The organism is Halolactibacillus halophilus (assembly GCF_900115605.1).
GTDB lineage: Bacteria > Bacillota > Bacilli > Bacillales > Amphibacillaceae > Halolactibacillus > Halolactibacillus halophilus.
On sequence record NZ_FOXC01000018.1, the window covers coordinates 14,258 to 38,150 of the forward strand.

Below are 23,893 nucleotides of genomic sequence, written 5' to 3' on the forward strand. Positions count from 1 at the left end.
CGATTGTTGAGTGGTACTCACGTTAATAAGTTTGTAAATAATTCAACAACAAACCCCTTAGAAGCACTGTTATATCAGTGTTTTCTAAGGGGTTTTTATTCTTCAAAAAAGATCAGGGTGCAACTAATTCGACCTTAATTCGATCTGGATCTTCAAAGTAAACAGCATAATGTGTGCCTCCACCTGCATATGGATGTCGATCTTGATATAGAATTGGTACCTCTCGCTCTTCTAAGATGCGTGTTACTTCATCAACATGGTCACGAGACCTTGCCTGGAATGCTAAGTGATTAAGACCAACGCCACATCGGTGATAGGGTTTATCTTTAAACCGGTCTTCTACTTGCACAAACACAAGATACGTCTCTCCTAACTTAAAGCTACGGCCGTTTTCCCATGATTGAAAACGTATATAACCTAATCCTTCCAAAAACCACTCCCAAAAGTTCATTGATACGTTTAAGTCTGACACATATAATTCAATGTGATGAATCATGCCTGTTGACAATTGACACCCTCCCTTACACATATATATTCTCTATCCTATCAGAAATTAAACAACAGTAAATAAGAAAGATCATTTCTTGTTGGATAATCGTACTTATTAACTTTTTGATTTCAGTATTAAATTACGGTATCTTTTTGTTGCTAAGAAAGTTGATTATGCGAAGCAATGATTTTAGTAAAATACAAAACTTAAGCATGTTTATCATTGTTATAACGTAGAATCGACTCGGTATTTTCTCAAACAATCATTGGTACATATTTACGGGATTTATCACGTTACACATAACTAAACAGTTTTTCACTGTTCATAATCAAAAGAAATAAATAGACCAATGATTGTTATTTACTCCACCTGCCAATTTGTCATATAATATGAACGCAGAGGTGATTGGTTTTTCACTCAAATACTTTTAACACACGGGAGACATGTATATGTATCAACAGTTAAGTCATGAACGCCATTTATTACGCATATCCGTCTACGGTGCATTGTTTTTTGCGATTACAGGGATTATTTTAGGTATCGTTTCTGGCGCACAAATGATCGTCTTCGACGGGCTATACTCATTGATTAGTCTTATTTTATCCATGATTTCGCTATTTGCTTCCCACTACATGCGTAAAACCGATGTCAAAAACTTTCCTTTTGGAAAAGACAAAATCGAACCGCTTGTCGTGATTGTGAAGTATCTAGTCATTTTAGTCCTTGTTGTTACTTCATTTGCAGAGGCCATCATGACGATCATCACAGGAGGCAGAGAAGTTGATATCAATCTAGCTTTACTCTATTCCTTTTTTGGCACCCTTTTATGTATTGGTATTACGGTATATATTAAACATCACGCCAAAAAAGTCAGGTCCGGCCTGTTACATGCTGAAGCAAACCAATGGTTAATGGATTCCCTTGTAAGTGTCGGGGTACTTGCCGGCTTTTTACTTTCCGTCCTTTTACAACGCCTACCTACATTTAGTAATATCATCCCTTATATTGATCCATTTATGGTCGTCATTGTTTCTGCCTATTTCATTCGTGTACCCATCAGTGAGATTGGATCAAGTCTAAGAGAACTTCTTAACATGCCGCCTAAAGGCAAGGTGCCCGACCAAATCAAACAGTACGTAAAAACGATACGCATTCAACACGAATTTATCGAAGCCTTCACCCGCGTGAGTAAAGTCGGGCAAACCTTATGGGTCGAAGTTGATTTTGTCGCTAAAGCAGGCAGTAACATTATTGAAACGATTTCTGAACAAGATGAGATACGGAAACAAGTTCATAGCTACCTCTCACAATACCCTTATGAAATATGGCTCACAGTCTCCTTCACCGAAGACCGTAAATGGGCAATTTAAACAAAGAACCAGCCGGTACAACAAATACGTTTACCCGCTGGTTCTTCTTTATAGTCGCTACAAACTTTTTATACTAGCTTGTACTACTTTTTAATATTTAATAAGAAATACTTCTTCTTACCACGACGAATAATGGTAAATGCACCGTCAATTAAATCATCTGACTGCAATGTGTAATTAAGCTCTTGATTACGTTCGCCGTTAATATAAATTGCGCCGTTTTGCACATCTTCTCGTGCCTGACGTTTTGATGACGCAATCTTCGCTTCGACAAGTAAATCAACGAGCGTTTGATCTTTTAAGGTAATGTCACTTGATGGAACATCTTTAAATCCTTGTTTAATTTCCTCACCATTTAATTGTTTAATCTCACCACTAAAGAGTGCTTCAGTAATATGTTTTGCTTGTGCGAGTGCTTCTTTTCCGTGCACCAAATCAGTAATTTCTTCTGCCAGCTTGATGTGCGCTTCTCGCTTTTCTGGTGCATCTCTTAGAGATTGTTCAAGTGCATTAATTTCTTCCATTGATAAGAAGGTAAAGTATTTTAAGAATTTCACCACATCACGGTCATCAGTATTAATCCAGAACTGGTAGAATTCATACGGACTCGTTTTGTCCTTATCAAGCCAAACCGCTCCACCAGCCGTCTTACCAAATTTCGTTCCATCTGCTTTTGTGATAAGCGGTACCGTTAAACCAAAGACTTTTGCTTCCTCATCTTCTTTTCGGGTCCGACGAATCAGTTCCATACCAGCGGTAATATTCCCCCACTGATCACTCCCTCCGATTTGTAGGGTACAGTTTTCTTTATCGAATAAATTCATAAAGTCATATGATTGTAAAATCATGTAGGTGAATTCCGTAAAACTAATTCCGTTCTCAAGACGTGATTGAACGGAATCTTTCGCTAACATGTAGTTAATACCAAAGTGTTTACCTGTGTCACGCAAAAACTCGATTAGCGTTAAAGAGCCTAACCATTCTTTGTTGTTACGGACAACCGCACCATTGTCTGACCCGTCAAATTTTAAAATTGTTGCAAGTTGTTGTTTGATTTGTTCACTAAAGTGGTCTACTGTTTGTTCATCATTCAGTTGACGCTCATCGGTACGACCACTCGGGTCACCAATCATACCCGTTCCCCCACCAATTAAAGCAATTGGACGGTGTCCTGCCTTTTGGAAACGTTTAAGCATAAGCGCTGGCACTAGGTGACCAATATGTAATGAATCCGCCGTCGGATCAAAGCCACAGTAGAGCGTAACGATGTTATCTGTTAAATGTTGTTTAAGCCCTGCTTCATCCGTAAATTGTTGAATGAGTCCACGTTGTTCTAAATCTTGAATAATGTTCATCTTTTTTCTCCTCTATTCTATATATTAATGGGATGCTATCTCTCATTAGAAAGATAGGTAAAAAATTTTAAAAAATAAAAAAACAGTGCGTTCAAAAAGGGACGAATTTCTTCGCGATACCACCCTCATTGCATTCACTGCCACTTCGTTCGTTAACGATATCACTACCGTCTTTTTGTGTCTCACAAAAAGAAGCTCAAGCACGTAATTCATCATGTCACTGTTTACTGACTTCCACCAACCGTCAGCTCTCTATAAAAGGAAGTGTATGACTACTGCAAACTCTCATCGCCGTTAAAATATGATATTGTCTTTATTTTAAACATAGAAGTGGCTTGGAAGCAAGCTTTTTTTAATTAAAATCTGATTTTTTCGTCCCTCAAGCACCATTTGTGTTATAATTAATTTTGGAATTTTAGGAGGTATAAACAATGAATCAACCTAATAAAGATACACTAAAACAACTATGGGAAAAACTTAGTCAAAAACTCCCTAAAATATTTCGCATTAGTTATGATGTAACGTGGAATATACTGCTCTTCTTCATTATTTTATTTGTCGTCGGTGGCTTTTTTGTCGGCGGTCTAGGCGCTGGTTATTTTGCCGCCTTAGTCAAAGATGAACCGCTGCGAAGTGAAAAAGATATGACCGCCGCCATCTATAACTATGAAGCGACGTCAGAAATATACTTTGCCAACGACATCTTTATGGGTGAAGTCGGTTCTGATATTTACCGCGAAGAAACGACGATCGATCATGTATCACAAAATATTATTAATGGCGTTATTGCTACAGAAGATGAGTACTTCAATGAACACAATGGGATTGTTCCTAAGGCGATTATGCGTGCTGTATTCCAAGAACTAACTGGTGCAGCAACACAAACTGGCGGAAGTACTCTTACGCAACAAATTATTAAAAATCAAATCCTTACCAACGAAGTGTCTTTTGACCGAAAAGCAAAGGAAATCTTACTTGCCTTACGTGTTGAAAACTTCATGGAAAAAGATGATATTTTAGAAGCCTATCTCAATATAGTGCCTTTTGGACGTGATGCAAATGGTCGCAACATCTCAGGCGTTCAAACCGCATCAGAAGGTATTTTTGGTGTTGACGCTGATGAAGTTAATCTCGCGCAAGCCGCTTTCATTGCCGGTCTTCCTCAGAGCCCAATCATGTATAGTCCTTTTACCAATGGTGGTCAGTTAAAAAGTGATGAAGGTTTAGCACCAGGACTTGAACGGATGCAAACCGTGCTTGAACGGATGGTGCGTAATGAATATATTACCCAAGCACAATATGAGGAAGCACTTGAATTTGATTTAGTGGAAAGCTTTACCGAAGGAGCTCCCTCTACGTTTGAACGGTATCCTTACTTGACACAACAAATCACGAACGATGCGGCTGATATTATTAAAGAAAGACTTGCTATTGAAGATGGTTACACACTTGAAGAGCTGAATTCTAATGAGTCATTAATTGAACAGTATGAAATCTTAGCTAATCGTGAAATTTCACAAGGTGGCTACAAAATTCATACAACCATTGTCAAAGACATTCATGACGTCTTCCAAGAAGTCAAAAATAATTTCAGTAATTACGGACCAAACAAAATTGCAACAATCAAAAAAGAAGACGGAACTACAAAGACCATTATGACTGAAGACCCAGAAACAGGTGAGCTGATTCCTTATGATGCGCCTGTTCAGGTCGGTAGTTTCTTAAGAGATAACGAAACCGGAGCGATTTTAGCTTTTGTTGGGGGACGTGATTTTGATCTTCAAAACCGTAACTTTGCGATGAATGCTCCGCGCCAAATGGGGTCAACGGCTAAGCCGTTACTTGTCTATGCGCCATCATTCGAAGAAGGTATTTTACAACCGGGCTCGATTATTGCTGATGCGGAATTCCGTTACTCAGATGCTAGTGGTCCATGGACGCCATCAAACTACAGCTCTTCTCGTTATTACGGACTCACGACAGTGAGAAATGCGTTAAAACGTTCATACAACGTAACGGCCGCAAGAGCGTATATTGATTTACTCGCTGTTGCGAACCCGGTACCTGACTACTTACTAAAGATGGGCTTCACCAATTTCCCTGAGAGTAATTATCGCTTTCCTTCAATGGCACTTGGTAGTCATAATGCGACTGTTGAGGAAAACACCAATGGTTATTCAACGTTTGGTAATGATGGACAGTATACCGATAGCTTTATGATTAGTAAGATTGAAAACGTTGATGGCGAAGAAATATATGCGCATGAATCAACAACAGAGCGCGTGTTTAGTACTGAAACCAATTATTTAGTGATTGACATGATGCGCGACGTGCTCTCAAGCGGAACAGGAAATACAGCCCGCCGAAACCTTACTAACCCGGGGGTCGATTGGGCCGGTAAGACGGGTACATCTAATGACTTTAAAGACACCTGGTTTATTGCGACAAACCCGAACGTCACACTCGGTAGTTGGATGGGCTATGAATATGAACAACAACTGAACACTGGCTACAGTGGTCGAAATCAAGTGTTCTGGGCGCAATTAGTTAATGCGGCTACTGAAGTAGCGCCAGAAATTATGGCGCCATCTGAAAACTTTACACGACCAAATAATGTTGTATCCCGTTCATTTAGTTTAGTTTCAGGTATGTCACCGTCTAGTCTTACAAGTGAGTTAGGACTCGTCGGTTCAGACATATTTAACTCAAAATATGTACCAAAAAAACAAGATTATAGTATTATTTCTGCAAATGTTGTTAACGTAGGTGATAACGCCGTCCTTGTTGATGACCAGACACCAAATGAGTTCACATCTAACTCGGGATATATGTTTAATCCGGATTGGCTAAAGGATAAAGGTTATGATGAACTGATAGATATAACCGACCTTTACCCTTCTCGAGAGGGTGGCTGGGGACGTTTGTTACTTCCGGATTTAAGTGATGAAGATATTCAAGATAACGGAGAACGCCCCCTTACGCCAACTGGCGTATCAAAATCAGGCAATGTGCTCACATGGCAACAATCACGCAGTGAAAATGTGATCGGTTATCGCATCTACCGTGCGAATGATCCTGAGAGTAACTTCAGCTTACTTGACTCAACGACAAACAATCAATACAATGTTGGAAATTCTCCAGCTGTTTACCAAATTCGTGCCGTTGATTATTTTGGACGAGAATCACAGCCATCGAATCCATTTGTAGATGGTGACTTCACAGAAGAAGAACCCGAAGCGCCAGAACAACCGGAAGCACCGGATGATGAAGATACTGGTGACACTGACGACACACCTACACCACCAGATGAGAATCAAGAGGATGATGATCAAACAGATGACGATACGGTGGATGATGGTCAAAGTGACGACGAAACGCCAGAAGAACCAACCGATGAGAATCCAAATACACCAACACCTTAATAATATCGAACCTAAAAAGCGACTCATTACTGAGTCGCTTTTGTCTTATCTATTAAAAACAAGCATGCTGCAGGTGAGCTGTAGCATGCTTGTTAGACGTTACTATTCTGAGGTTAGCTCTTGGCCAAGTTCAAGAATGACAATCTCTACTCGACGGTTTTTCCGCCAGTTCTCAACGGAATCGTTTGGTGCAATCGGACGTGTATCACCATATCCTACTGAGATAAAACGTTCTTGGTCTAAATCATGTTGTTCTAAAATCAATCGAATCACTGAACTTGCTCTTGCACCTGATAATTCCCAATTCGAGGGATATACAGATGTTGAAATAGGACGATTATCCGTATGGCCTTCTACTCTGACTTCATTTGGAATATTTTCGAGTAATAATGCGACTTTTTCTAAGAATGGTTCTCCTTCAGCTTTAACATCTGCTTCTGCTGTTTCAAATAACACACGTTCTTGTAAGACTAGCACAACGCCTTGATCGGTTCGGTTCGCACTAATCACATTCTCTAGGTCATTTTGTTCAAGGTAACCTTCTACTTCTTCGAGTAATTCATCTAACTCTTCTTCATTTCCTTCTGTTGATTCGTCTATATCTTCAACGTCTTCATCAAACAAATTATTTTTAAAGTCTGTTGCCCCTTCATCATTTTGATTTGGATTTGAATTTTCAGTTGGGTTATCCATATCTAGATTGGAAGGAAAACCAGTAAAAATCATTCGATTGCGAAATGACTCCGCTACTGCATTAAAGCGAGCGGCATCAATTTGAGACATAGAAAACAACAAAATAAAGAACACTAGAATCAAGGTCATCATGTCACTAAACGTTGTCATCCAAGCCGGTGCGCCTTTTTTAACCTTTTTATTAGGACGCTTCATTTCGGACATCCTCCGTCTCGGTGTCTCCCTGTTCTTCACGACGTTTTCTCATATCATCTGATAAGAAAGCACTTAATTTCTCTTTCAAGATTCTTGGATTCTGTCCGGATTGCACACCGATGACACCTTCTACAACGATTTGTTTCATAAAGACTTCTTGTTCTGTTTTACTTTCTAGTTTACCTGCCATTGGAATAAAAACCAAGTTGGCCATAACTGCTCCATAAAAGGTAGTAAGTAAGGCAACAGCCATCTGTGGCCCTAACGTTGCTGGGTCATTCAAATCATTTAACATCAGAACTAAACCAATCAATGTACCAATCATTCCCCATGCTGGCGCATACTCTCCTGCTTTTTCAAGAATTAAGCGGCCTTTAGTGTGACGATCTTCCATTGCTGTAATTTCAGCATTCATAATGTCATGAATCACTTCTGGTTCAATTCCATCAATAGCTAAAAGAATGCCCTTTTTGATAAATGGGTCTTCTACATTTTCAAGTTCTGTCTCTAATGCGAGCAAACCTTCACGTCTTGCTCGTTCAGATAAACGTTCAAAAAGTGAGATAAGACCTTCTAAATCCGTTTCATTTTGACTAAACGATTCTTTTACGACACGTCCCATTGACTTTATTTGATCAATATTAAAATTAATCAATAATGCCGCCATAAGACCACCTATTACGATAATGATTGATGCGACCTGTATGAATGCAACAAAGCCACCGACACCTGCACTTGAAATAATACCGAATGAAATCATGATGAGACCTAAAGTAATCCCAATCGGCGTTAAGATATCTGTCTTTTTCATAAACTCTCCCCTTAGCTTCGAGAAATAAAATAAATTTTGTGTGCAAAGCGCACACAAAATTTATATCGGCATATTTGTTATTTTGTTGAGTTTCTTTCTATAATTTGGTGCGGAAGTACGACAGTGTTATCTGATACTTCTTCCTTATTCATGTACTTCGTTAAAAGACGCATAGCGACAGCACCGATGTCATACATTGGCTGAACAACAGTAGAAAGCGTCGGACGAACCATTTGAGCTAGCCTCGTGTTGTCAAAGCCAACCACTTCAATGTCATTAGGTACCGATAGACCGCGATCTTGAATACCATGAATCACACCCAAGGCAATTTCATCTGAGGTGACAAAAATAGCTGATAGTCTCTCATTAAGTTCAAGTAATGTTTCAACAGCCTGAATACCTGACTGGTAGCTTAAATCGCCACGAATTAAATAATCATCTTGAACGTCTATTTCAGCATCTTTAAGCGCACGCTTATAGCCTTCAAATTTCAATGCGTTTGCAGTTGTTTCTTCTAATCCTGTCACAAAAGCTACACTGTCATTGTCATTGTCTAGCAACAATTGAACCGCTTCAAATGCTGCTTGTTCATAATCAATATTTACAGATGGTGTTTTTTCACTTGGGTCAACTGTTGCCGCAAGAACGATAGGAACAGGTGATGTTTTAAACTGATTAATATGTTCTTCTGTAATTTTACCACCCATATAAACGATTCCATCCACTTGCTTTTCAAGCATCGAGTTAATCAGTTTTATCTCTTTATCAATGTTTTGATCAGAGTTGCTTAGAATAATATTGTACTTATACATATTCGCAATATCATCAATCCCACGCGCAAGTTCTGAGAAGAAAATACTTGAAATATCAGGAATAATCACCCCAACCGTCGTTGTCTTCTTACTTGCCAAACCACGTGCTACTGCATTTGGGCGATAACCCAATCGTTCAATTGTTTCTAATACTTTCTTTCTTGTCGCTGGTTTCACATTTGGATTTCCATTAACAACACGTGAGACCGTTGCCATCGATACATTTGCTTCACGTGCAACATCGTATATTGTAATTGTCATTTTATTACATCCTCCTCTATCATTTTCACTGTCTAATTCATATGTATATAGTATAGACTAGCTTACATAAATTTATCAAGAAAATCTCTTGTCTAGTATATCAAATTTATCTAGCCTTCGCCTTAAATTCACTGGTTTTTTTGAAAGAAAATGAAAACAGACATAAAAAAGCCTAATGGACAGGTCAACCTGTACCATTAGGCTTATATGAATATTATTTTCTTACAGCTTCCATGAATGCATCAAATTGTTCGAAATTCATTTGTTGTTGTTGATCGGATAAGGCAACAGCTGGGTCTGGGTGTACTTCTGCCATGATGGCATCTGCCCCAATCGCAATCGCTGCTTTGGCTGCCGGAATAAGTAAATCACGACGTCCAGTTGAGTGCGTCACATCTACCATGACTGGTAAATGCGTTTCTTGTTTAAGGATTGGCACGGCAGTGATATCGAGTGTGTTACGTGTCGATGTTTCATACGTTCTGATACCACGTTCACAAAGAATAATGTTCCCGTTGCCTTTTGAGTGAATGTATTCAGCCGCATTAATAAAATCAGAGACGGTGGCTGACATACCACGTTTCAAGATAATAGGTTTGTCAACTTCACCGGCGGCTTTAAGTAACTCAAAGTTTTGCATATTTCGTGCACCGATTTGAATCATATCCAAATATTCAGCTGCTTGTTCCATATCTTGTGGACGAACAATCTCACTTACAACAGCGAGATCAAACTCATCACCAATTCGACGCAAGATTTCTAGCCCTTCAAAACCTAGTCCTTGGAAATCATATGGACTTGTTCTCGGTTTAAACGCACCCCCGCGAATCATATTCAGGCCATGCTTTTTAATTTGTTCAGCGACTTTTTTAACTTGTTCATAAGATTCCACTGCACACGGACCACAAACAAAGTGAGGTTGGCCATCACCTATCTTTTCACCTTTAATATCAATAATCGTGTCTTCATTTTTACGCTTACGCGAAACAAGCATTTCTTTGTGGTAATCTTTCTCTTGTAGTTCTAAGCCAGCTTTAAAGATTTCTTTAAATAAATGAATGATGGTCGCATCTTGGAACGGACCTTCATTTTGATTTTTTAATTTCTCTAACATTTGGTGTTCACGCACGGGATCATATTTTTTGTCTGCACCTTGATTAGGCTTAAATTTAGCTACTTCCTTAACCAAGTCACCACGCTTATTAATCAAGTTAAGCAAGTCCACGTTTAGCTCATCTAACTGCTTTCTTAGTAAATCTAACTGTTCATTTGACATGTTGATTCCCCCTGTAATTGGTTTGTCTTTTTCATATTCTTTAAACATGTAGTGACATGTTTCTAAAACGAAAGAATGGATAATTAGCATTCATTATAGCTAAAATTAACCGAATTGTCACTACATTGTTTAAATATTTAGTATTTTCTTTAAACTTTTCTGAGAAAAAAGACGATACGAGACAGAGAAAATCTGTTAAACTATAGATTAGAAAGCGTTTAAGATCGTTTAATAAGGAGTTTTTAACTATGAAGGATATTATTTTCGCATTGGATATTGGTACGCGGTCCGTTAACGGCTTGCTGCTAAACGTCTCAGAAGACACCTATACATTAATTGATTACGAAAGCATTGAACATACAGAACGATCTATGTTAGACGGGCAAATTCACGATGTCGTAGCCGTATCGAAAATCATTCACAAGGTCAAAGAACGCTTAGAAGAACGGCACGAGATCACCCTTAACAAAGTGTGCGTCGCCGCGGCTGGGCGCGCACTAAAAACTAGACGAACCATCGTATCAACAGATATTGGAAAACAACCCCTTATGGACCAAGAGGCAATCTCATTCCTTGAACTGAGTGCTGTTCAAAAAGCACAGTACGAATTAGCAGAAGAAGAAAAAGACCAAGACCAACTTACCCACTATTACTGTGTCGGTTATTCTGTCTTACAGTATAAATTAGATGATGACATTATAGGCTCACTTATAGATCAACAAGGAACGGTGGCTGAAGTTGAAATTATTGCAACATTTCTTCCTAAAGTCGTCGTTGAATCACTTATTTCAGCACTAAATCGTGCGGATTTAGACATGGAAGCTCTAACTCTCGAACCAATTGCTGCCATTAACGTTTTAATACCAGAGTCTATGAGGCGTTTAAATGTAGCTCTTGCTGATATTGGCGCTGGGACAAGTGATATTGCCTTAACAGATGCCGGCACGATTACCGCATACGGAATGGTGTCTAAAGCCGGGGATGAAATTACAGAAGCGATTAGTGATCACTATTTACTTGATTTTAATGAAGCCGAACGTGTCAAACGAGAAATTACTGAACATGGTGAAGCCACCTTACAAGATATTTTGGGCTTTGAAACCGTTGTATCAAAAAAAGAATTGGCAATGGACATTAAAGAAGCCATTGATGATTTAGCAATAGCTATAGCTACTGAAATTATGACTTTAAACAAACGTGCACCTAAGGCAGTCATGTTAGTCGGTGGTGGGAGTTTAACGCCAATGTTGACACATGTATTAGCTGAAAAACTGCAATTGCCAACGAATCGAGTAGCAACGCGTGGCACAGATGCGATTAAGAATTTACAAGCAGTCATCGATGTTCCACAAGGTCCAGAATTTATTACACCGATTGGTATTGCGATTGCCGCTAAACAAAATCCGGTGCACTATATAAGCGTGACCGTCAACGACCGTGCCGTTCGCTTATTTGATATGAAGCAACTGACAGTTGGCGATTGTTTACTTGCTGCTGGCATTGAAGTGAAAAAAATGTACGGAAGACCTGGTATGGCTTATATGATTTCAGTTAATAATCAGACCATTACATTACCTGGGACGCACGGGACGCCCCCAAAGCTGCAGCTAAACGGAGAAAATATCCATGTAGATGCTTTAATTCAACATAATGACAGGATGCTCGTTCAAAAAGGGGATGACGGCCAAGAGCCTAACGTGACACTATTCGAGGTTGTTGGTGATATTCAGCCTTTTAATATTTATTTTAATGATCAACCTTATAAAGTCTTGCCAATTATCAAAGTAAATGATACCTCAACCTCGCTCGATCATATACTTAAAGATGGGGATAGGGTAGAACTCATCGATCAAATTAATTTAGAGATGTGGCTTAATCAATCTGAGTTTCATTACTTGGCTCATGAGCCTGAAATATTTGCGATTTATCTTGATGATAAATTCATACCTTTTGAAGCTGTTTCAGAACGTTTACTCATTAACAATAAACCAGCTACGCTTAAGACAAAATTAAAAGCACAAGATAAAATCAGTTATAGTCCGCTTCAAAAAGTAGCAAAAGAAAGACTGGTTGATTTACTCAACTTAGATCTTACCACTTGCATCACTGTGACTTTTAACGGAGAGACAGTCATCATTGAAAAAGCTAAACGTGCCCTATATCATCACGACCGTCAAATACAAGATGACGACATTATCGAACCACTATCTAAGTTGACCTTAAAACCATTACCTGACACGACATTTGTTTTCCAAGATGTGTTCAGATATGTTCACTTTGATTTAATGAAACAACGCGGGCACATTAGTATTTTAAAAAATAATATCCCTACCACTTTTTTAGAACCGATTCAAGACGGGGACTCACTTGAGATTAAGTACGAGTCAAAATCCTAACACAAATAATTACTGCAAAGTTACTCAAATAATGTCTAACTTATCAATAAGAAAGAACCCTTATGACACCGTTGAAGTGTCATAAGGGTTCTTATGTTTTATACTTATTTTTCCTTTATATCTTCTGCGCCTTCTTTTACAGCTTCTGTTACCTTTTCAGCTGCATCTTTAGCTGCATCAGCTTTTCTTTCAGCTGTTTCTTTAGCTTCGTCTGCTTTTTCTTTTACTTCTTCAGCTTTCTCTTCAATTGCATCTTCTACATCTGCTTGAGCGCAGTCAGCATCAGCTTTCATTGCTGCTTTTTTCTTTTTCAACTCTTCTGTTGTTTCATTAATTTTTGCTTGGACAGTCTGTTTCGTTTCATTAAATTTCGACTGGAAATCTTGTGATTTTTCATTAACTGTTTGTTGAAGATCAGCTGTTTTATCTTTTGCATAAGATTTAAATTCATCAGATTTTTCTAATGCTTTATCTTTGTACACAAGTGCTTTTTCCTTTACATCTGTTGCACCTTTATTAATATCTTCTCTTACTTCTTTACCTGATTTAGGTGCGAATAATAAGGCCACTGATGCCCCTACAATACTACCAACTAGTGAGCCAATCAGAAAGTCTTTTGCATTAATATTGTCGTTTGTTTTATTTTCTTGGTTTGTCATGAATAATTCCTCCTTAAAATTTTACTAAGTAGTTATATATAGTTTATCACTTAGTGCGCTTTTTATCTTTCTTTTTCTTAAAAACTTCCATAGCGACATTGCCCCATTTAATGGCTTGTGCCGTTTCTTCTTTGTTTTCAACAGCTATTTTTGAAATAGTCTCAGACACTTCGTTAACAGAAGCACTAAACGTGGTAAATGTTGAACTTAGACCACTTATACTATCGACAAGTCCATTCAATTTATCTGCTTTCTGATTAATATCCTCCGCTAATGCATTGGTTCGATTAAGCAATAGTGTTGTTTCTGTTGTAATACCTTCCATTTGTTTCTCTAAGCCTTCTAAAGTATTTGCTACACTCGTCATCGTACGCTCGGACTCTTTTAGTAAGCGCACAAGATAAATGACAAGCACTGCGAAAGCAATCGCCGCAATTAATGCCGAGATATAGAGAAGATTATCCATACCAATCACTCCTTTATCATTTATTTATTTTTATAAAAATGTTCTAGTGGTGTTTACCCCATTTTAAAATTTTGTAAACTTAAAAATTAAAAAACTGACCACTCATTACTATATTCGTTAGATTGATCAGTTTTTCCTTCTTAGTTGTTCAAATATTTTTCATAAGCTGTTTGGAACGATTGAATATCACCGGCACCCATAAACACAATGATATCTGCCTCTTCTTTGGTTAATGTCTTGATATTGTCTAATGTGACATAATGACAATTATCAATCAGATTTCCTAGGTTTTCAATCGATAACTTTCCAACTAACTCTCTTGCTGATCCAAAAATGTCTGTTAAATAGACGTGATCAGCCAACATTAAACTATCCGCAAAATCTTGTAAGAACATTTTTGTTCGCGAATACGTGTGTGGTTGAAAGACCGCTGTTACTTTTTTATTTGGATATTTTCTTCTAATTGAATCGAGCGTGGCTTCAATTTCTTTCGGATGATGGGCATAATCATCAATCAGCACTTGATTCCCTACGCGTTTTTCAGAAAAACGCCGCTTAACACCACCATAAGTTTCTAGGTGCTTCATTTGATTGCTTTCAAAACCTTCATAGTGACAAAGCGCAATTACAGCTAATGCGTTTAGAACATTATGTTTTCCGAAAAGTGGAATGGTAAATGTATCGTAAAAATCATGCCTTACATACACTTCAAACATTGTACCTGCTTCGGTTTCGCGCATATCTTTCGCTTGAAAATCGTTATCCTCATTAAAACCATAATAGACAACAGGTACTTTTGCTTGAATTTTATGCAAGTACTCATCATCGCCACAAGCAATAATCCCTTTTTTCACTTGTTCCGCCATCGACTGAAAAGCAGAAAAAACATCATCAATGCTCGAAAAATAATCTGGATGATCAAAATCAATATTCGTCATAATTGCATAGTCTGGTTCATAACTCAAGAAATGACGGCGATATTCGCATGCTTCAAAAGCAAAATAACGGCTGTCGACATGACCAACACCGGTACCGTCCCCAATTAAATAAGATATCGGTTCAATATTTTTCAACACGTGACTGAGTAAGCCCGTTGTTGAAGTTTTCCCGTGTGCGCCCGTCACTGCGATACTCGTATATTGATTAAGCCACTTACCTAAAAACTCATGATATTTATAAATCGTTAAGCCTAAAGCTTGTGCTCGTTCTACCTCTGCATGATCATCTCCAAAAGCATTTCCTTGAATGATAGTCAAACCTGGGTGAATGTTATCTTTAGAAAAAGGGACTACTTTAATCCCTTTATCGAACAATGCTTGATCTGTAAAAAATGTTTTTTTAACATCTGATCCTTGAACGGTTTCACCCTCATCATGAAGGATATGTGCCAGTGCGCTCATACCTGTTCCTTTGATACCAATAAAATGATAAATTGTCATAAATCTTACCCCCGTAAGTGTCTAACGCTGTTCTCATTCTGTCCAAACGTTACTATTTTTTAACGCTTAAACAGCACAATTATGCATTATAGCATAGAATATATAAAAACTAAATCAATAGGAAGGACTACTTATGAAAGTGAACCTTTTCAAGACGTGGGTTCGGACGATATCGACGACCAAATTTAGATTCTGGCTCCCCATTTAAAATGACACTATCCCCTGTAAATCCAATTTTATTATCAAGCAAACTACGTCCAACACCATAAATATCAACCGGCACGTTTTGCTTTTCAAATTGCTTGATTTTTTCTTCGGTAAAGCCACCTGTCGCAATAATCTTTACATGCTCAAATCCTTCATCATCTAACGCAAGGCGTAAGGCAAAAATAAGCTCTGGATTGACCCCACGTGGATCAAACGGTCCCATGATGTGTTCGTTGCGTAAGAAATATTTATCTACAACGTTATTCGATGTATCGAGTCGCACCCCTTTCAGTTCATTTTTGAACGCATGCGCGACTTTTAATGAATCAGTGATGACATCATTATTGTAATCAACAAGCACCATCAGTTCATCATCTGGGTACACTTCTTTATAGGCTTTTGAAGCTGCCACGGCATCACCTTCAAATAATTGAATCAAGGCGTGTGGCATCGTACCCATACCGGTTTTTCCCCACCATTCGTTCATCGCATGTGTCGCTTGAGCTGTTGATCCACCAATAAATGCCGCATAGCCATCACCAGCTTGTTGTGTATAATGATCATCTCTATCTCCCATAAACATGACCGGTTTTTGTGTACCGGATGTCCGGCCGGCTTTTACGACGTTATATACATTCGTCGCCACAGACGTACGACGTGCTAAAATACCGTCAATGATACCTTCTAAATAACCAAATGATTGATAAGGACCTTTGATAGTTAAAACCGTTTCAAATGGGCTGACTTTATCGCCATCTTTTAATGAATGAATCTCTAAGTTTTCAGGATCATCACTAAACGTATGTAAAAGCGCAATTACTTCGTCTGTTCCGCAAAGTACCGCATGATTCTTTTGAAAAAACTGCATAATCACTTCATTATTCGGACGTTTTTTCTGGGCAATTTCTTTCGTTTTCAAGAAATATACAGCTGAAAACCAACCATCTTTGATACGTTCATCGAACTTAAATGTTTTATTGGTCAAACGATCAATCTCACCATTTAATTTTAAACTGATTTCTTTTTTCATTAGTTTTAACCCCTTATTTTCATTTATTTATTTATTTTTTATAGCTTTGACTGACGTAAATGATATAATTCTTCCCTAGAAACAAGGATTGTACGTGGCTTAGATCCATTTTGTCCAGAGACAATACCTTGGTGTTCTAAAGTATCAATAATCCTCGCTGCTCTATTATAGCCTATTTTAAAGCGACGTTGAAGTAAAGAGGTACTAATTGTCTCATTTTCTGAGACAAAATCTAACGCTTCATCATATAATTCATCCGTCATTTCTTCTTGTTCAATAGACTGTAGTAATTCCTCTTGTTCAAATAAATAGTTTGGCTCACTTTGTTGTTTTAAATATCTCGTCACGCGTTCAATCTCATCATCGGAAACAAATGCCCCCTGAATTCTAACCGGATGTCTTGCACCGTTTTCAACAAACAACATGTCACCTTTACCTAATAACCGCTCAGCTCCTGCTGTATCAATCATCGTACGTGAATCAACTTGAGAGGCCACACTAAAAGCGATACGTGAAGGGATATTAGACTTAATCAGCCCTGTCACAACATCAACAGACGGTCGTTGAGTCGCAAGTAACAAATGAATGCCAGCAGCACGTGCTTTTTGAGCAATGCGACAGATCGCATCTTCAACATCTTGTGGAGCCGCCATCATTAGATCGGCTAACTCATCGATGACAATGACAATCATCGGTAACGTATTCTGATTACTTTGACGCATTTTCTCATTATAGCGAGATAAATCTCGGGCGCCGTTTTCTACAAATTGTTGATAGCGTCGTTCCATCTCTTCAACTGCCCATTTAAGTGCTTGCGTGGCAGCTTTTACGTCTGTGATAACCGGACTAACTAAGTGCGGTAGCGCATTATACGGTTGAAGTTCAACCATTTTCGGATCAATTAATAGCAACCGTACGTCTTCTGGTGACGCCTTATAAAGTAAAGATAACAGAATGGTATTTATGCAGACACTTTTCCCCGAACCCGTAGCACCGGCAATTAATCCGTGCGGCATTTTTTTAAGATCTGTCACAATCGCTTCTCCTGATATATCAAGGCCGAGTCCAACCGTTAGCGGTGATGATGCCTGTTGGAACGTCGCGGAAGCGAGAATTTCACTTAACATGACTGGACGAGTTGCATCATTTGGTACTTCAATTCCAATGGCATGCTTACCTGGAATAGGAGCCTCGATTCGAATATCTTTAGCCGCTAGACTCAATTTCAAATCATCGCTTAGATTTTTAACTTTACTTACCTTTACGCCTGTCTCCGGTTTAATCTCAAATCGAGTGACACTTGGCCCTTGCATTACATTAACCACTTCTGCCTTCACATTAAACTGACTAAGCGCCTCAATTAAACGTGTCGACTGTTCATGAATAAACGTATCATCCTCATTTACTGAGCCAACCGGATCATTGAGTAAATGCAGAGGCAGTGCGTCAGTTAAAGATTTGTCAGGGCGTGTAGTCGGTGATGAACTAGATTCAACTGAACGCGACAGGTTTTCTTTAACGTCTTCACTAGAAGCAACGGGTTTACTTTGCATTTGATTTTTTGTTTGCGTTTCACTTTTTGATTGTTGCTCTTTTAACCGGTCATAGTACCTCTTCTTATCACTCGGACGCATCCTTACGTTGAAAGGTGTTTGACTCTTGTTAAGTTCGCGCTTAGCCGGTTCGTGTACTGGCGACCGCTTTAACAATGTTTCCTGGTTCTCACTGTCAATTTCTTCTTGAGTTATTAATGGCGACTGTGTCACGCTTGAGTTTGGCTCTTTATTTAGTGCTGGTTCATCATTAACTTCCTGACTTGTGTTTGATTCATTAGCTCGTGCAGTGTTATGTGACGATGTTTGTTTTTCTCCTGTGAACTCATCGTCATCCGCTATCGTTAGCTTTTTCTTTTTTTCAACAAACGATTGTGTCACATCTTCAGCTTCAGCTTCGGCGTTTGGATTAGGCGGTTCAACCAGTGACTGTCTTTTTTGCCCGATTCGATCATAAGCATAATCCGACATTTCTCCTCGTATTCGTCTCACTTCGTTTAAAATATTTGATACATATGCTGTTGTCACAGTATCAGCTGATTGACGTGTGATTCGATTGGTTTCTGGTGTGACCTCTTTATTTTGGAGCCGTTTTTTAAAACCATAGACCGGCGAAGGGATTTCAGTCACTTTAAATGGTTTGTGCGTGTTTGATGTTTCCTTAGGTTGCTCTTGGACTTCTTTTTTATCTAGCGTCGCTTCTTTTTGATGAGGTTCTCTATTTTTTCCTACTTCATCAATTGAAACAGGAAATTTAAACTCACGTTCTTTCGGATAATAGTAAGTCATTTTCGTATCAATTTTGCGATAGGGTTGTCTTTTTATATTTTTTTGCGCTTCATCTTTATGTATAACGTCATTCTCTTCATCAGCACCTTGGTCTTGGTCAGGATGGAAGAGATGACTAAAGTGTTGTTTGAATTTATCCCACATATGATTCACTCTCTCTATAAAGTCATTAGTTTTATTTTAACAAAGTTTTCGTTAAAATAGTTTATTTCTACATTATTTTTTCATCCTGAAAAAAATGCGCAAAAGAACAAGGTCTTTTGCGCATCTCATCATTAAAATGTAAATTCATCGCCGGTTGTTACGTCATCACCTAAAATATAGATGCCTTTTTCCTCTGGTGCATTTGGTAAGCCCAATTCACGTTGTGAACAAATCATTCCAAAAGAATCTTCGCCACGTAAGTTTGCTTCTTTAATTTCCATACCACCCGGCATAATCGCACCGACTTTTGCGACAACAACATGTTGGTCCTTATCGACATTTGGCGCACCGCAGACGATTTGAACAATTTCGGTTCCTAAATCAACTTGGCAGACATTGAGTTTATCTGCGTTCTCATGTTTACGAATATCTTTGACAAAGCCAACCACAAACTTAGGTGAAAGATCAACTTTAAGTGGCTTGTCTAGACCGTTATTTTTTAAAACGTTGTTAAACTTGTCTAAGAACGCCTCATCCATTCTAAACTGACCGTCTTCTACTGAAAAATACTTAGACGCGTTAAAAATATTATACCCAAGAAGTGTTTCATCTGTCGTATCAAAAATTTCTACCACGTCTCCAAAACGACGGAAGCTTGTTTCGTAACGATTTCCTGTTTTAATTGGAAGTATTAGCACATCACCAATACCTGTCTGATTGTAATACACGTTCATGTTTGACTCATTCCTTTTCTAATTAATCTGTTGGTTTTTTCTTTGCCATAATGAAAATTGGCGTAAGCGTATCATCTTCATATAAAAATGACAAAGCAGTAATTGGCACTTGCCCTTCTGAGAAGAATTGCATAGCCATCTGTTGTAGTATATCATATCCTTTCGGATTGTGAATATCTGCGACAATAAAAGCATCTTGATGAGGCACACAAAAAGATAATTCGCCTGTTGCATGTACTTTTTGATCAGACAAAAATTCATCATGAAGAATTCGACTCGCCGTATAGCCGTCTTGATTTTTAACAAAGTAAAAGTCATTTTCCGCGACGGTTTGTTTATTTAAATCGATGGGCAAAGCTTTAAGATTCATCATCGCATAGTCATGTAATTGTGCCTTCGTCCAGCCACTTTCTTGGAGCATTGTTTCATCTATTAGTTGATAACTCGTCTCTAAGTCAAGCGCATAAAAAACCGTTGTCTCAGCTGTATGCGGCGTTGAGATGAGTTGTTTATCCGAGCCATGAGTGGTAGTAAAACTTTCCGCGCGAATCACAGGAAAGACACGATTTTCATTGTCTATTAACTGATGATTAGTTTTTAATTTATTTAGAGATTGTGTTACTTTTTCTATAAGCGGAGCGAGTGCTTTATCTCCATCTTTTTCGTATTTTTCAATAACTTTTGTTAGGTGAATGGTGACGCCTTGATTCGTCTCTTGGTCAACAACACGATATTGATCCGTTTCCCGGTCAAACTGTGTTTGATACGTCGTTTCTCCGAAGGCTTGATCAAGCTTTCTTTTTATTTCAAAACTTTTTTGTGACATTCTATTCATCCTTTCAGCGCGTGGCCACTTTTATTGTATCATGACTCAAAAGACAAACAAAAAGAAAGTACTTAGTACTTTCCCTGTTGTCTTTCTTATTTAATGACCTGACCACTTAGATCCGGTCAAGAAATGCCTCAATCTGTTCACGCGTCTTTCGGTCCTTACTGACAAAACGTTCAACTTCTTCTCCATTTTTATATGCTAGAAAACTTGGAATACCAAAAATATTATGTGCGATACAAATATCAATAAACTCATCCCGGTCGACATGGGTGAAGTTTATGTCTTCATATTTGCTCTCTAATTCAGGAATGAATGGTTCAATCACACGGCAATCTGGGCACCAATTTGCTGTAAATAAAAAGACTTGTTTTCCTTGTTGTTTTAATTCGTGAAACTGTGCTTCTGTTTGTAGTTTTTCCACAGATAATCCCTCCGACTTACTCGTAATTAATTTTCATATCACCAAACTGAATCCAACCTTTCTTCCGCATCCATTCGGATAACAAGAATGAAATCACCATTGGTCCGATGATATGAACAAAGAGTACCATAAAGAGGACCGACATTTCAAATCCCATGGTTTGAAAACTCATAATTTGACCGACAAGCCCACTTGTACCCATACCAGCACCTGATGCATTATTGGTCATATTAAAGACAACTGTTCCAAAAGGAGCCATCAAGATGCCCGCGACTGTTGGCGGTATTAAAATGAGTGGTTTTTTTAATATGTTCGCAATTTGCAACATCGACGTCCCGATACCTTGCGCAATAAAACCACCAAACCCATTCTCTCGATAACTACTGACCGCAAAGCCAACCATTTGAGCAGAACAGCCAATAACACTTGCACCCGCTGCTAACCCGTCTAGCGATAACATTAACGCAATCGCGACACTAGAAATTGGAGCGGTTAGTGCCCAGCCCATCACAACCGCCACGATAATTCCCATAATAAATGGTTGCTGTGCCGTTGACCAGTTAATAATCTCACCCAAACCTGTCATCATCCGGTCAACAGGTGGACCGATAAAACTCCCCACAATAAATCCTACTAGAATCGTGACAAAAGGGGTTAAAATAATATCAATTTTTGTTTCTTTATAAATAAGTTTTCCAAACTCACTGGCAAATAGAGCACTAATATAAGCACCAACTGGTCCTGCTAATTGATAGCCAAACGCACCTGCAAATAAAGTTGAAAATAATACGAGCGGAGGTGCTTGTAAGCTGTAACTAATGGCAATCCCAATCGCCCCACCTACAACCTTCCCGTCCATCGCAAACGTCCCCATCTCCATTAGACTATCACTAACAACCGATGCACCTGCAAATGTTGCTAACTGTTGACCTATTGTATTTAAAATAAGTCCAATGATCAGAGAACTAAATAAACCTAAGGCCATAAAACTAAGTGCTTTAATAAAATATTGATGAAATGAGATCTCAATCTGTTTTCTTTGTAAAAAATTTTGCATCTAACTACCTCCCCAAATCTTACTTTATTTTATAATCTTTACAGACTATCTTACCTTAAGTTTATACAGTTGACAAGACACTTGTTAGGTGTGATAAGTGATTATTTTACGACTATCTAAAAAAGGTTAATACTGTTGCAATCATAAAATTAGATCAAAAGGGGTAGGGATAAGAACGTTAGTCAGGTAAAAAGCTAAAACAAAAACGACAGCTGTTAGTCTGTCGTTTTTGTTTCAGTTGATGTATTTGTTTCATTTAAATCAAGCGACGTTAAGATTGTAATTAGTTGGCTAGCTTCTGATTGGACTTGATCTAATGTTGTTTGTGTCGTTATTTTTGTACCACCAATGCCAACATGTAACTCATAATCCGTCTCTAATGGTCGCAAGTAAATATAACCAAAGTAGTCTTCACCCTCAAATGATTGTAAATACGTTGTGTCCTCTAACATCTCCAGTGATTCATAATATGTTTGACTTTGTTTATCTTCAAATGGATTATGAAATAACAAATACAACTGATCCGTTTGTCGAATCACAACATTTGTTTCATCATTGCTATCAATTTTATAACCTTCCGGTAAATAGAGTGAAAAATGTGTCAATGTTTGATTTGGTTCCTGTGTTTGTTGGTCAAATTGAGCTTTTGCTTCTTGTTCCAGTTCAGTGATGACTTCTGTTTCTGACGGGCCACAAGCAGCTAGTATTAACGAAAGCCCAATCAAAACAATATATAACATGCGTTTCATAAAATATATCTCCTCGTATAATAAATATTGTAGTTAAGCACTTAATATTCGTCATATAAAGACTAACCATAGTCTACTATACCGTGAATTTTATCGAGGTCAAGTGAACGAGCAGTATTTACACACATTTGTTATCGATTTGTCATATTTACAGAATCACCCGTCAATATTCTTATTTGATTAATTGCGCTAAATATTGCCCTTTCAATTGAAGCAGCACATGTTCAAACATAGTATCACGTGTGATAAGACCATGAGTAAAAATTCCAATCGCTCCTTGATGATGGCGAATGTGTTTATCTTTTGTAAAGTCTGCCATCACATCGCCTAATTCTATGCCAGGTTTTAATTCTTTGGCAATGGCTTTAGGAAGCGGGATGCGTGCACCACCAGCCACATAAGTATGGTGCGACTCATCTGTTAAAGCACCCCAGTTCGTTAAAAATAATTGATCACCTATTTCCATTACGCCCCCCTCTAAACCAATTCCAATGCCGTTTTCAAGCGTGTTACGGGCATACATTGATCGATTGATGGCTCCGGCTAATGTTTCTTGGTCTGAAAAAGGTTGTGCACTTACATCAGAAGGTGCATCGATTGTGTAAATCATGCTATCCTTAAAAACATCATTGACGGCCTGCTGTTTTGCTTTGTTTTTTGATCCTAAGACAATGTCCATGTAATTACTCCCCACTATGAATAATTTTTATCAAGCAAAAAGAGTAGGGCTAC

At 38.3% G+C, this 23,893-nt stretch carries 20 protein-coding genes and 1 other annotated feature; of the genes, 3 read left to right on the forward strand and 17 right to left on the reverse strand.

What is annotated here, in order from left to right:
* Positions 1-112: 112 nt before the first annotated feature.
* Complete coding sequence (locus BM098_RS07630; protein WP_089832041.1) at positions 113-508, reverse strand: VOC family protein; 396 nt, start codon at positions 506-508, stop codon at positions 113-115.
* Between the two features lie 431 nt (positions 509-939).
* Between BM098_RS07630 and BM098_RS07635 the strand changes: the two genes are divergently transcribed.
* Positions 940-1,860 (forward strand): cation diffusion facilitator family transporter, encoded by a 921-nt coding sequence (locus BM098_RS07635; RefSeq protein WP_089832043.1) that lies wholly within the window; start codon positions 940-942, stop codon positions 1,858-1,860.
* An 83-nt stretch (positions 1,861-1,943) separates the two neighbouring features.
* Here the strand turns inward: BM098_RS07635 and tyrS are convergent, their stop codons facing one another.
* Positions 1,944-3,215, reverse strand: coding sequence for a tyrosine--tRNA ligase (gene tyrS / locus BM098_RS07640; RefSeq protein ID WP_089832045.1), 1,272 nt, complete (start codon positions 3,213-3,215; stop codon positions 1,944-1,946).
* Positions 3,216-3,309: 94 nt separating this feature from the next.
* Positions 3,310-3,513 (reverse strand) — a binding site (T-box leader).
* Between the two features lie 133 nt (positions 3,514-3,646).
* Between tyrS and BM098_RS07645 the strand changes: the two genes are divergently transcribed.
* On the forward strand, positions 3,647-6,637 hold the full coding sequence (locus tag BM098_RS07645) for a transglycosylase domain-containing protein (RefSeq protein WP_089832047.1): 2,991 nt from the start codon (positions 3,647-3,649) through the stop codon (positions 6,635-6,637).
* 102 nt (positions 6,638-6,739) lie between these two features.
* On the opposite strand, the gene motS is transcribed toward BM098_RS07645, so the two are convergent.
* The 4 genes from motS to BM098_RS07665 form a co-directional block, all read right to left on the reverse strand.
* Positions 6,740-7,525, reverse strand: a complete 786-nt coding sequence (gene motS / locus BM098_RS07650) for a flagellar motor protein MotS (RefSeq protein ID WP_089832049.1) — start codon at positions 7,523-7,525, stop codon at positions 6,740-6,742.
* Entirely contained in the window at positions 7,512-8,336 is an 825-nt protein-coding gene (gene motP, locus BM098_RS07655) for a flagellar motor protein MotP (protein WP_089832051.1), read from the reverse strand. Before motP ends, motS begins: the two co-directional genes overlap by 14 nt.
* 77 nt (positions 8,337-8,413) lie before the next feature.
* On the reverse strand, positions 8,414-9,409 hold the full coding sequence (gene ccpA, locus BM098_RS07660) for a catabolite control protein A (protein WP_089832053.1): 996 nt from the start codon (positions 9,407-9,409) through the stop codon (positions 8,414-8,416).
* A gap of 214 nt (positions 9,410-9,623) precedes the next feature.
* A complete protein-coding gene (locus BM098_RS07665; RefSeq protein WP_089832055.1) occupies positions 9,624-10,685 on the reverse strand; it encodes a bifunctional 3-deoxy-7-phosphoheptulonate synthase/chorismate mutase in 1,062 nt (353 codons plus the stop codon).
* Between the two features lie 248 nt (positions 10,686-10,933).
* On the opposite strand from BM098_RS07665, the gene pilM reads away from it, so the two are divergent.
* On the forward strand, positions 10,934-13,081 hold the full coding sequence (gene pilM, locus BM098_RS07670; protein ID WP_089832057.1) for a cell division protein FtsA: 2,148 nt from the start codon (positions 10,934-10,936) through the stop codon (positions 13,079-13,081).
* A gap of 104 nt (positions 13,082-13,185) precedes the next feature.
* On the opposite strand, the gene BM098_RS07675 is transcribed toward pilM, so the two are convergent.
* From BM098_RS07675 to BM098_RS07725, 11 genes are all read right to left on the reverse strand, one after another.
* A complete protein-coding gene (locus BM098_RS07675; protein ID WP_089832058.1) occupies positions 13,186-13,740 on the reverse strand; it encodes a YtxH domain-containing protein in 555 nt (184 codons plus the stop codon).
* Between the two features lie 46 nt (positions 13,741-13,786).
* Entirely contained in the window at positions 13,787-14,206 is a 420-nt protein-coding gene (locus BM098_RS07680) for a DUF948 domain-containing protein (protein ID WP_089832060.1), read from the reverse strand.
* 140 nt (positions 14,207-14,346) lie between these two features.
* Positions 14,347-15,645, reverse strand: a complete 1,299-nt coding sequence (gene murC, locus BM098_RS07685; protein WP_089832061.1) for a UDP-N-acetylmuramate--L-alanine ligase — start codon at positions 15,643-15,645, stop codon at positions 14,347-14,349.
* A gap of 127 nt (positions 15,646-15,772) precedes the next feature.
* Positions 15,773-16,882, reverse strand: coding sequence for a nicotinate phosphoribosyltransferase (locus BM098_RS07690; RefSeq protein WP_089832064.1), 1,110 nt, complete (start codon positions 16,880-16,882; stop codon positions 15,773-15,775).
* Positions 16,883-16,920: 38 nt separating this feature from the next.
* Positions 16,921-19,368 carry a DNA translocase FtsK gene (locus tag BM098_RS07695; protein WP_089832066.1) on the reverse strand — a complete coding sequence of 816 codons (2,448 nt, stop codon included), beginning with the start codon at positions 19,366-19,368 and terminating at the stop codon, positions 16,921-16,923.
* 131 nt (positions 19,369-19,499) lie between these two features.
* Positions 19,500-20,102 carry a YtpR family tRNA-binding protein gene (gene ytpR / locus BM098_RS07700; RefSeq protein WP_089832068.1) on the reverse strand — a complete coding sequence of 201 codons (603 nt, stop codon included), beginning with the start codon at positions 20,100-20,102 and terminating at the stop codon, positions 19,500-19,502.
* Positions 20,103-20,124: 22 nt separating this feature from the next.
* Complete coding sequence (locus BM098_RS07705; protein WP_089832070.1) at positions 20,125-20,928, reverse strand: DUF1444 family protein; 804 nt, start codon at positions 20,926-20,928, stop codon at positions 20,125-20,127.
* A gap of 115 nt (positions 20,929-21,043) precedes the next feature.
* Entirely contained in the window at positions 21,044-21,355 is a 312-nt protein-coding gene (locus BM098_RS07710; RefSeq protein ID WP_089832072.1) for a thioredoxin family protein, read from the reverse strand.
* Positions 21,356-21,371: 16 nt separating this feature from the next.
* Positions 21,372-22,412 (reverse strand): PTS sugar transporter subunit IIC, encoded by a 1,041-nt coding sequence (locus tag BM098_RS07715; RefSeq protein ID WP_089832074.1) that lies wholly within the window; start codon positions 22,410-22,412, stop codon positions 21,372-21,374.
* 215 nt (positions 22,413-22,627) lie between these two features.
* Positions 22,628-23,161: a hypothetical protein gene (locus BM098_RS07720; protein WP_089832076.1), complete on the reverse strand. Its 534-nt coding sequence runs from the start codon at positions 23,159-23,161 to the stop codon at positions 22,628-22,630.
* A 172-nt stretch (positions 23,162-23,333) separates the two neighbouring features.
* Complete coding sequence (locus BM098_RS07725; RefSeq protein WP_089832078.1) at positions 23,334-23,840, reverse strand: DUF84 family protein; 507 nt, start codon at positions 23,838-23,840, stop codon at positions 23,334-23,336.
* Positions 23,841-23,893: the final 53 nt, after the last annotated feature.

What these genes read in the sequence shown, in the direction of transcription:
- pilM (WP_089832057.1), top strand. Translation starts at nt 10,934, where the DNA reads ATGAAGGATATTATTTTCGCATTGGATATTGGTACGCGGTCCGTTAAC.
- BM098_RS07705 (WP_089832070.1), bottom strand. Translation starts at nt 20,928, where the DNA reads ATGTCACAAAAAAGTTTTGAAATAAAAAGAAAGCTTGATCAAGCCTTC.
- BM098_RS07725 (WP_089832078.1), bottom strand. Translation starts at nt 23,840, where the DNA reads ATGGACATTGTCTTAGGATCAAAAAACAAAGCAAAACAGCAGGCCGTC.
- BM098_RS07690 (WP_089832064.1), bottom strand. Translation starts at nt 16,882, where the DNA reads ATGAAAAAAGAAATCAGTTTAAAATTAAATGGTGAGATTGATCGTTTG.
- BM098_RS07720 (WP_089832076.1), bottom strand. Translation starts at nt 23,161, where the DNA reads ATGAAACGCATGTTATATATTGTTTTGATTGGGCTTTCGTTAATACTA.
- tyrS (WP_089832045.1), bottom strand. Translation starts at nt 3,215, where the DNA reads ATGAACATTATTCAAGATTTAGAACAACGTGGACTCATTCAACAATTT.
- motP (WP_089832051.1), bottom strand. Translation starts at nt 8,336, where the DNA reads ATGAAAAAGACAGATATCTTAACGCCGATTGGGATTACTTTAGGTCTC.
- BM098_RS07675 (WP_089832058.1), bottom strand. Translation starts at nt 13,740, where the DNA reads ATGACAAACCAAGAAAATAAAACAAACGACAATATTAATGCAAAAGAC.
- BM098_RS07665 (WP_089832055.1), bottom strand. Translation starts at nt 10,685, where the DNA reads ATGTCAAATGAACAGTTAGATTTACTAAGAAAGCAGTTAGATGAGCTA.
- motS (WP_089832049.1), bottom strand. Translation starts at nt 7,525, where the DNA reads ATGAAGCGTCCTAATAAAAAGGTTAAAAAAGGCGCACCGGCTTGGATG.
- BM098_RS07715 (WP_089832074.1), bottom strand. Translation starts at nt 22,412, where the DNA reads ATGCAAAATTTTTTACAAAGAAAACAGATTGAGATCTCATTTCATCAA.
- BM098_RS07645 (WP_089832047.1), top strand. Translation starts at nt 3,647, where the DNA reads ATGAATCAACCTAATAAAGATACACTAAAACAACTATGGGAAAAACTT.
- murC (WP_089832061.1), bottom strand. Translation starts at nt 15,645, where the DNA reads ATGACAATTTATCATTTTATTGGTATCAAAGGAACAGGTATGAGCGCA.
- ytpR (WP_089832068.1), bottom strand. Translation starts at nt 20,102, where the DNA reads ATGAACGTGTATTACAATCAGACAGGTATTGGTGATGTGCTAATACTT.
- BM098_RS07680 (WP_089832060.1), bottom strand. Translation starts at nt 14,206, where the DNA reads ATGGATAATCTTCTCTATATCTCGGCATTAATTGCGGCGATTGCTTTC.
- BM098_RS07695 (WP_089832066.1), bottom strand. Translation starts at nt 19,368, where the DNA reads ATGTGGGATAAATTCAAACAACACTTTAGTCATCTCTTCCATCCTGAC.
- BM098_RS07635 (WP_089832043.1), top strand. Translation starts at nt 940, where the DNA reads ATGTATCAACAGTTAAGTCATGAACGCCATTTATTACGCATATCCGTC.
- ccpA (WP_089832053.1), bottom strand. Translation starts at nt 9,409, where the DNA reads ATGACAATTACAATATACGATGTTGCACGTGAAGCAAATGTATCGATG.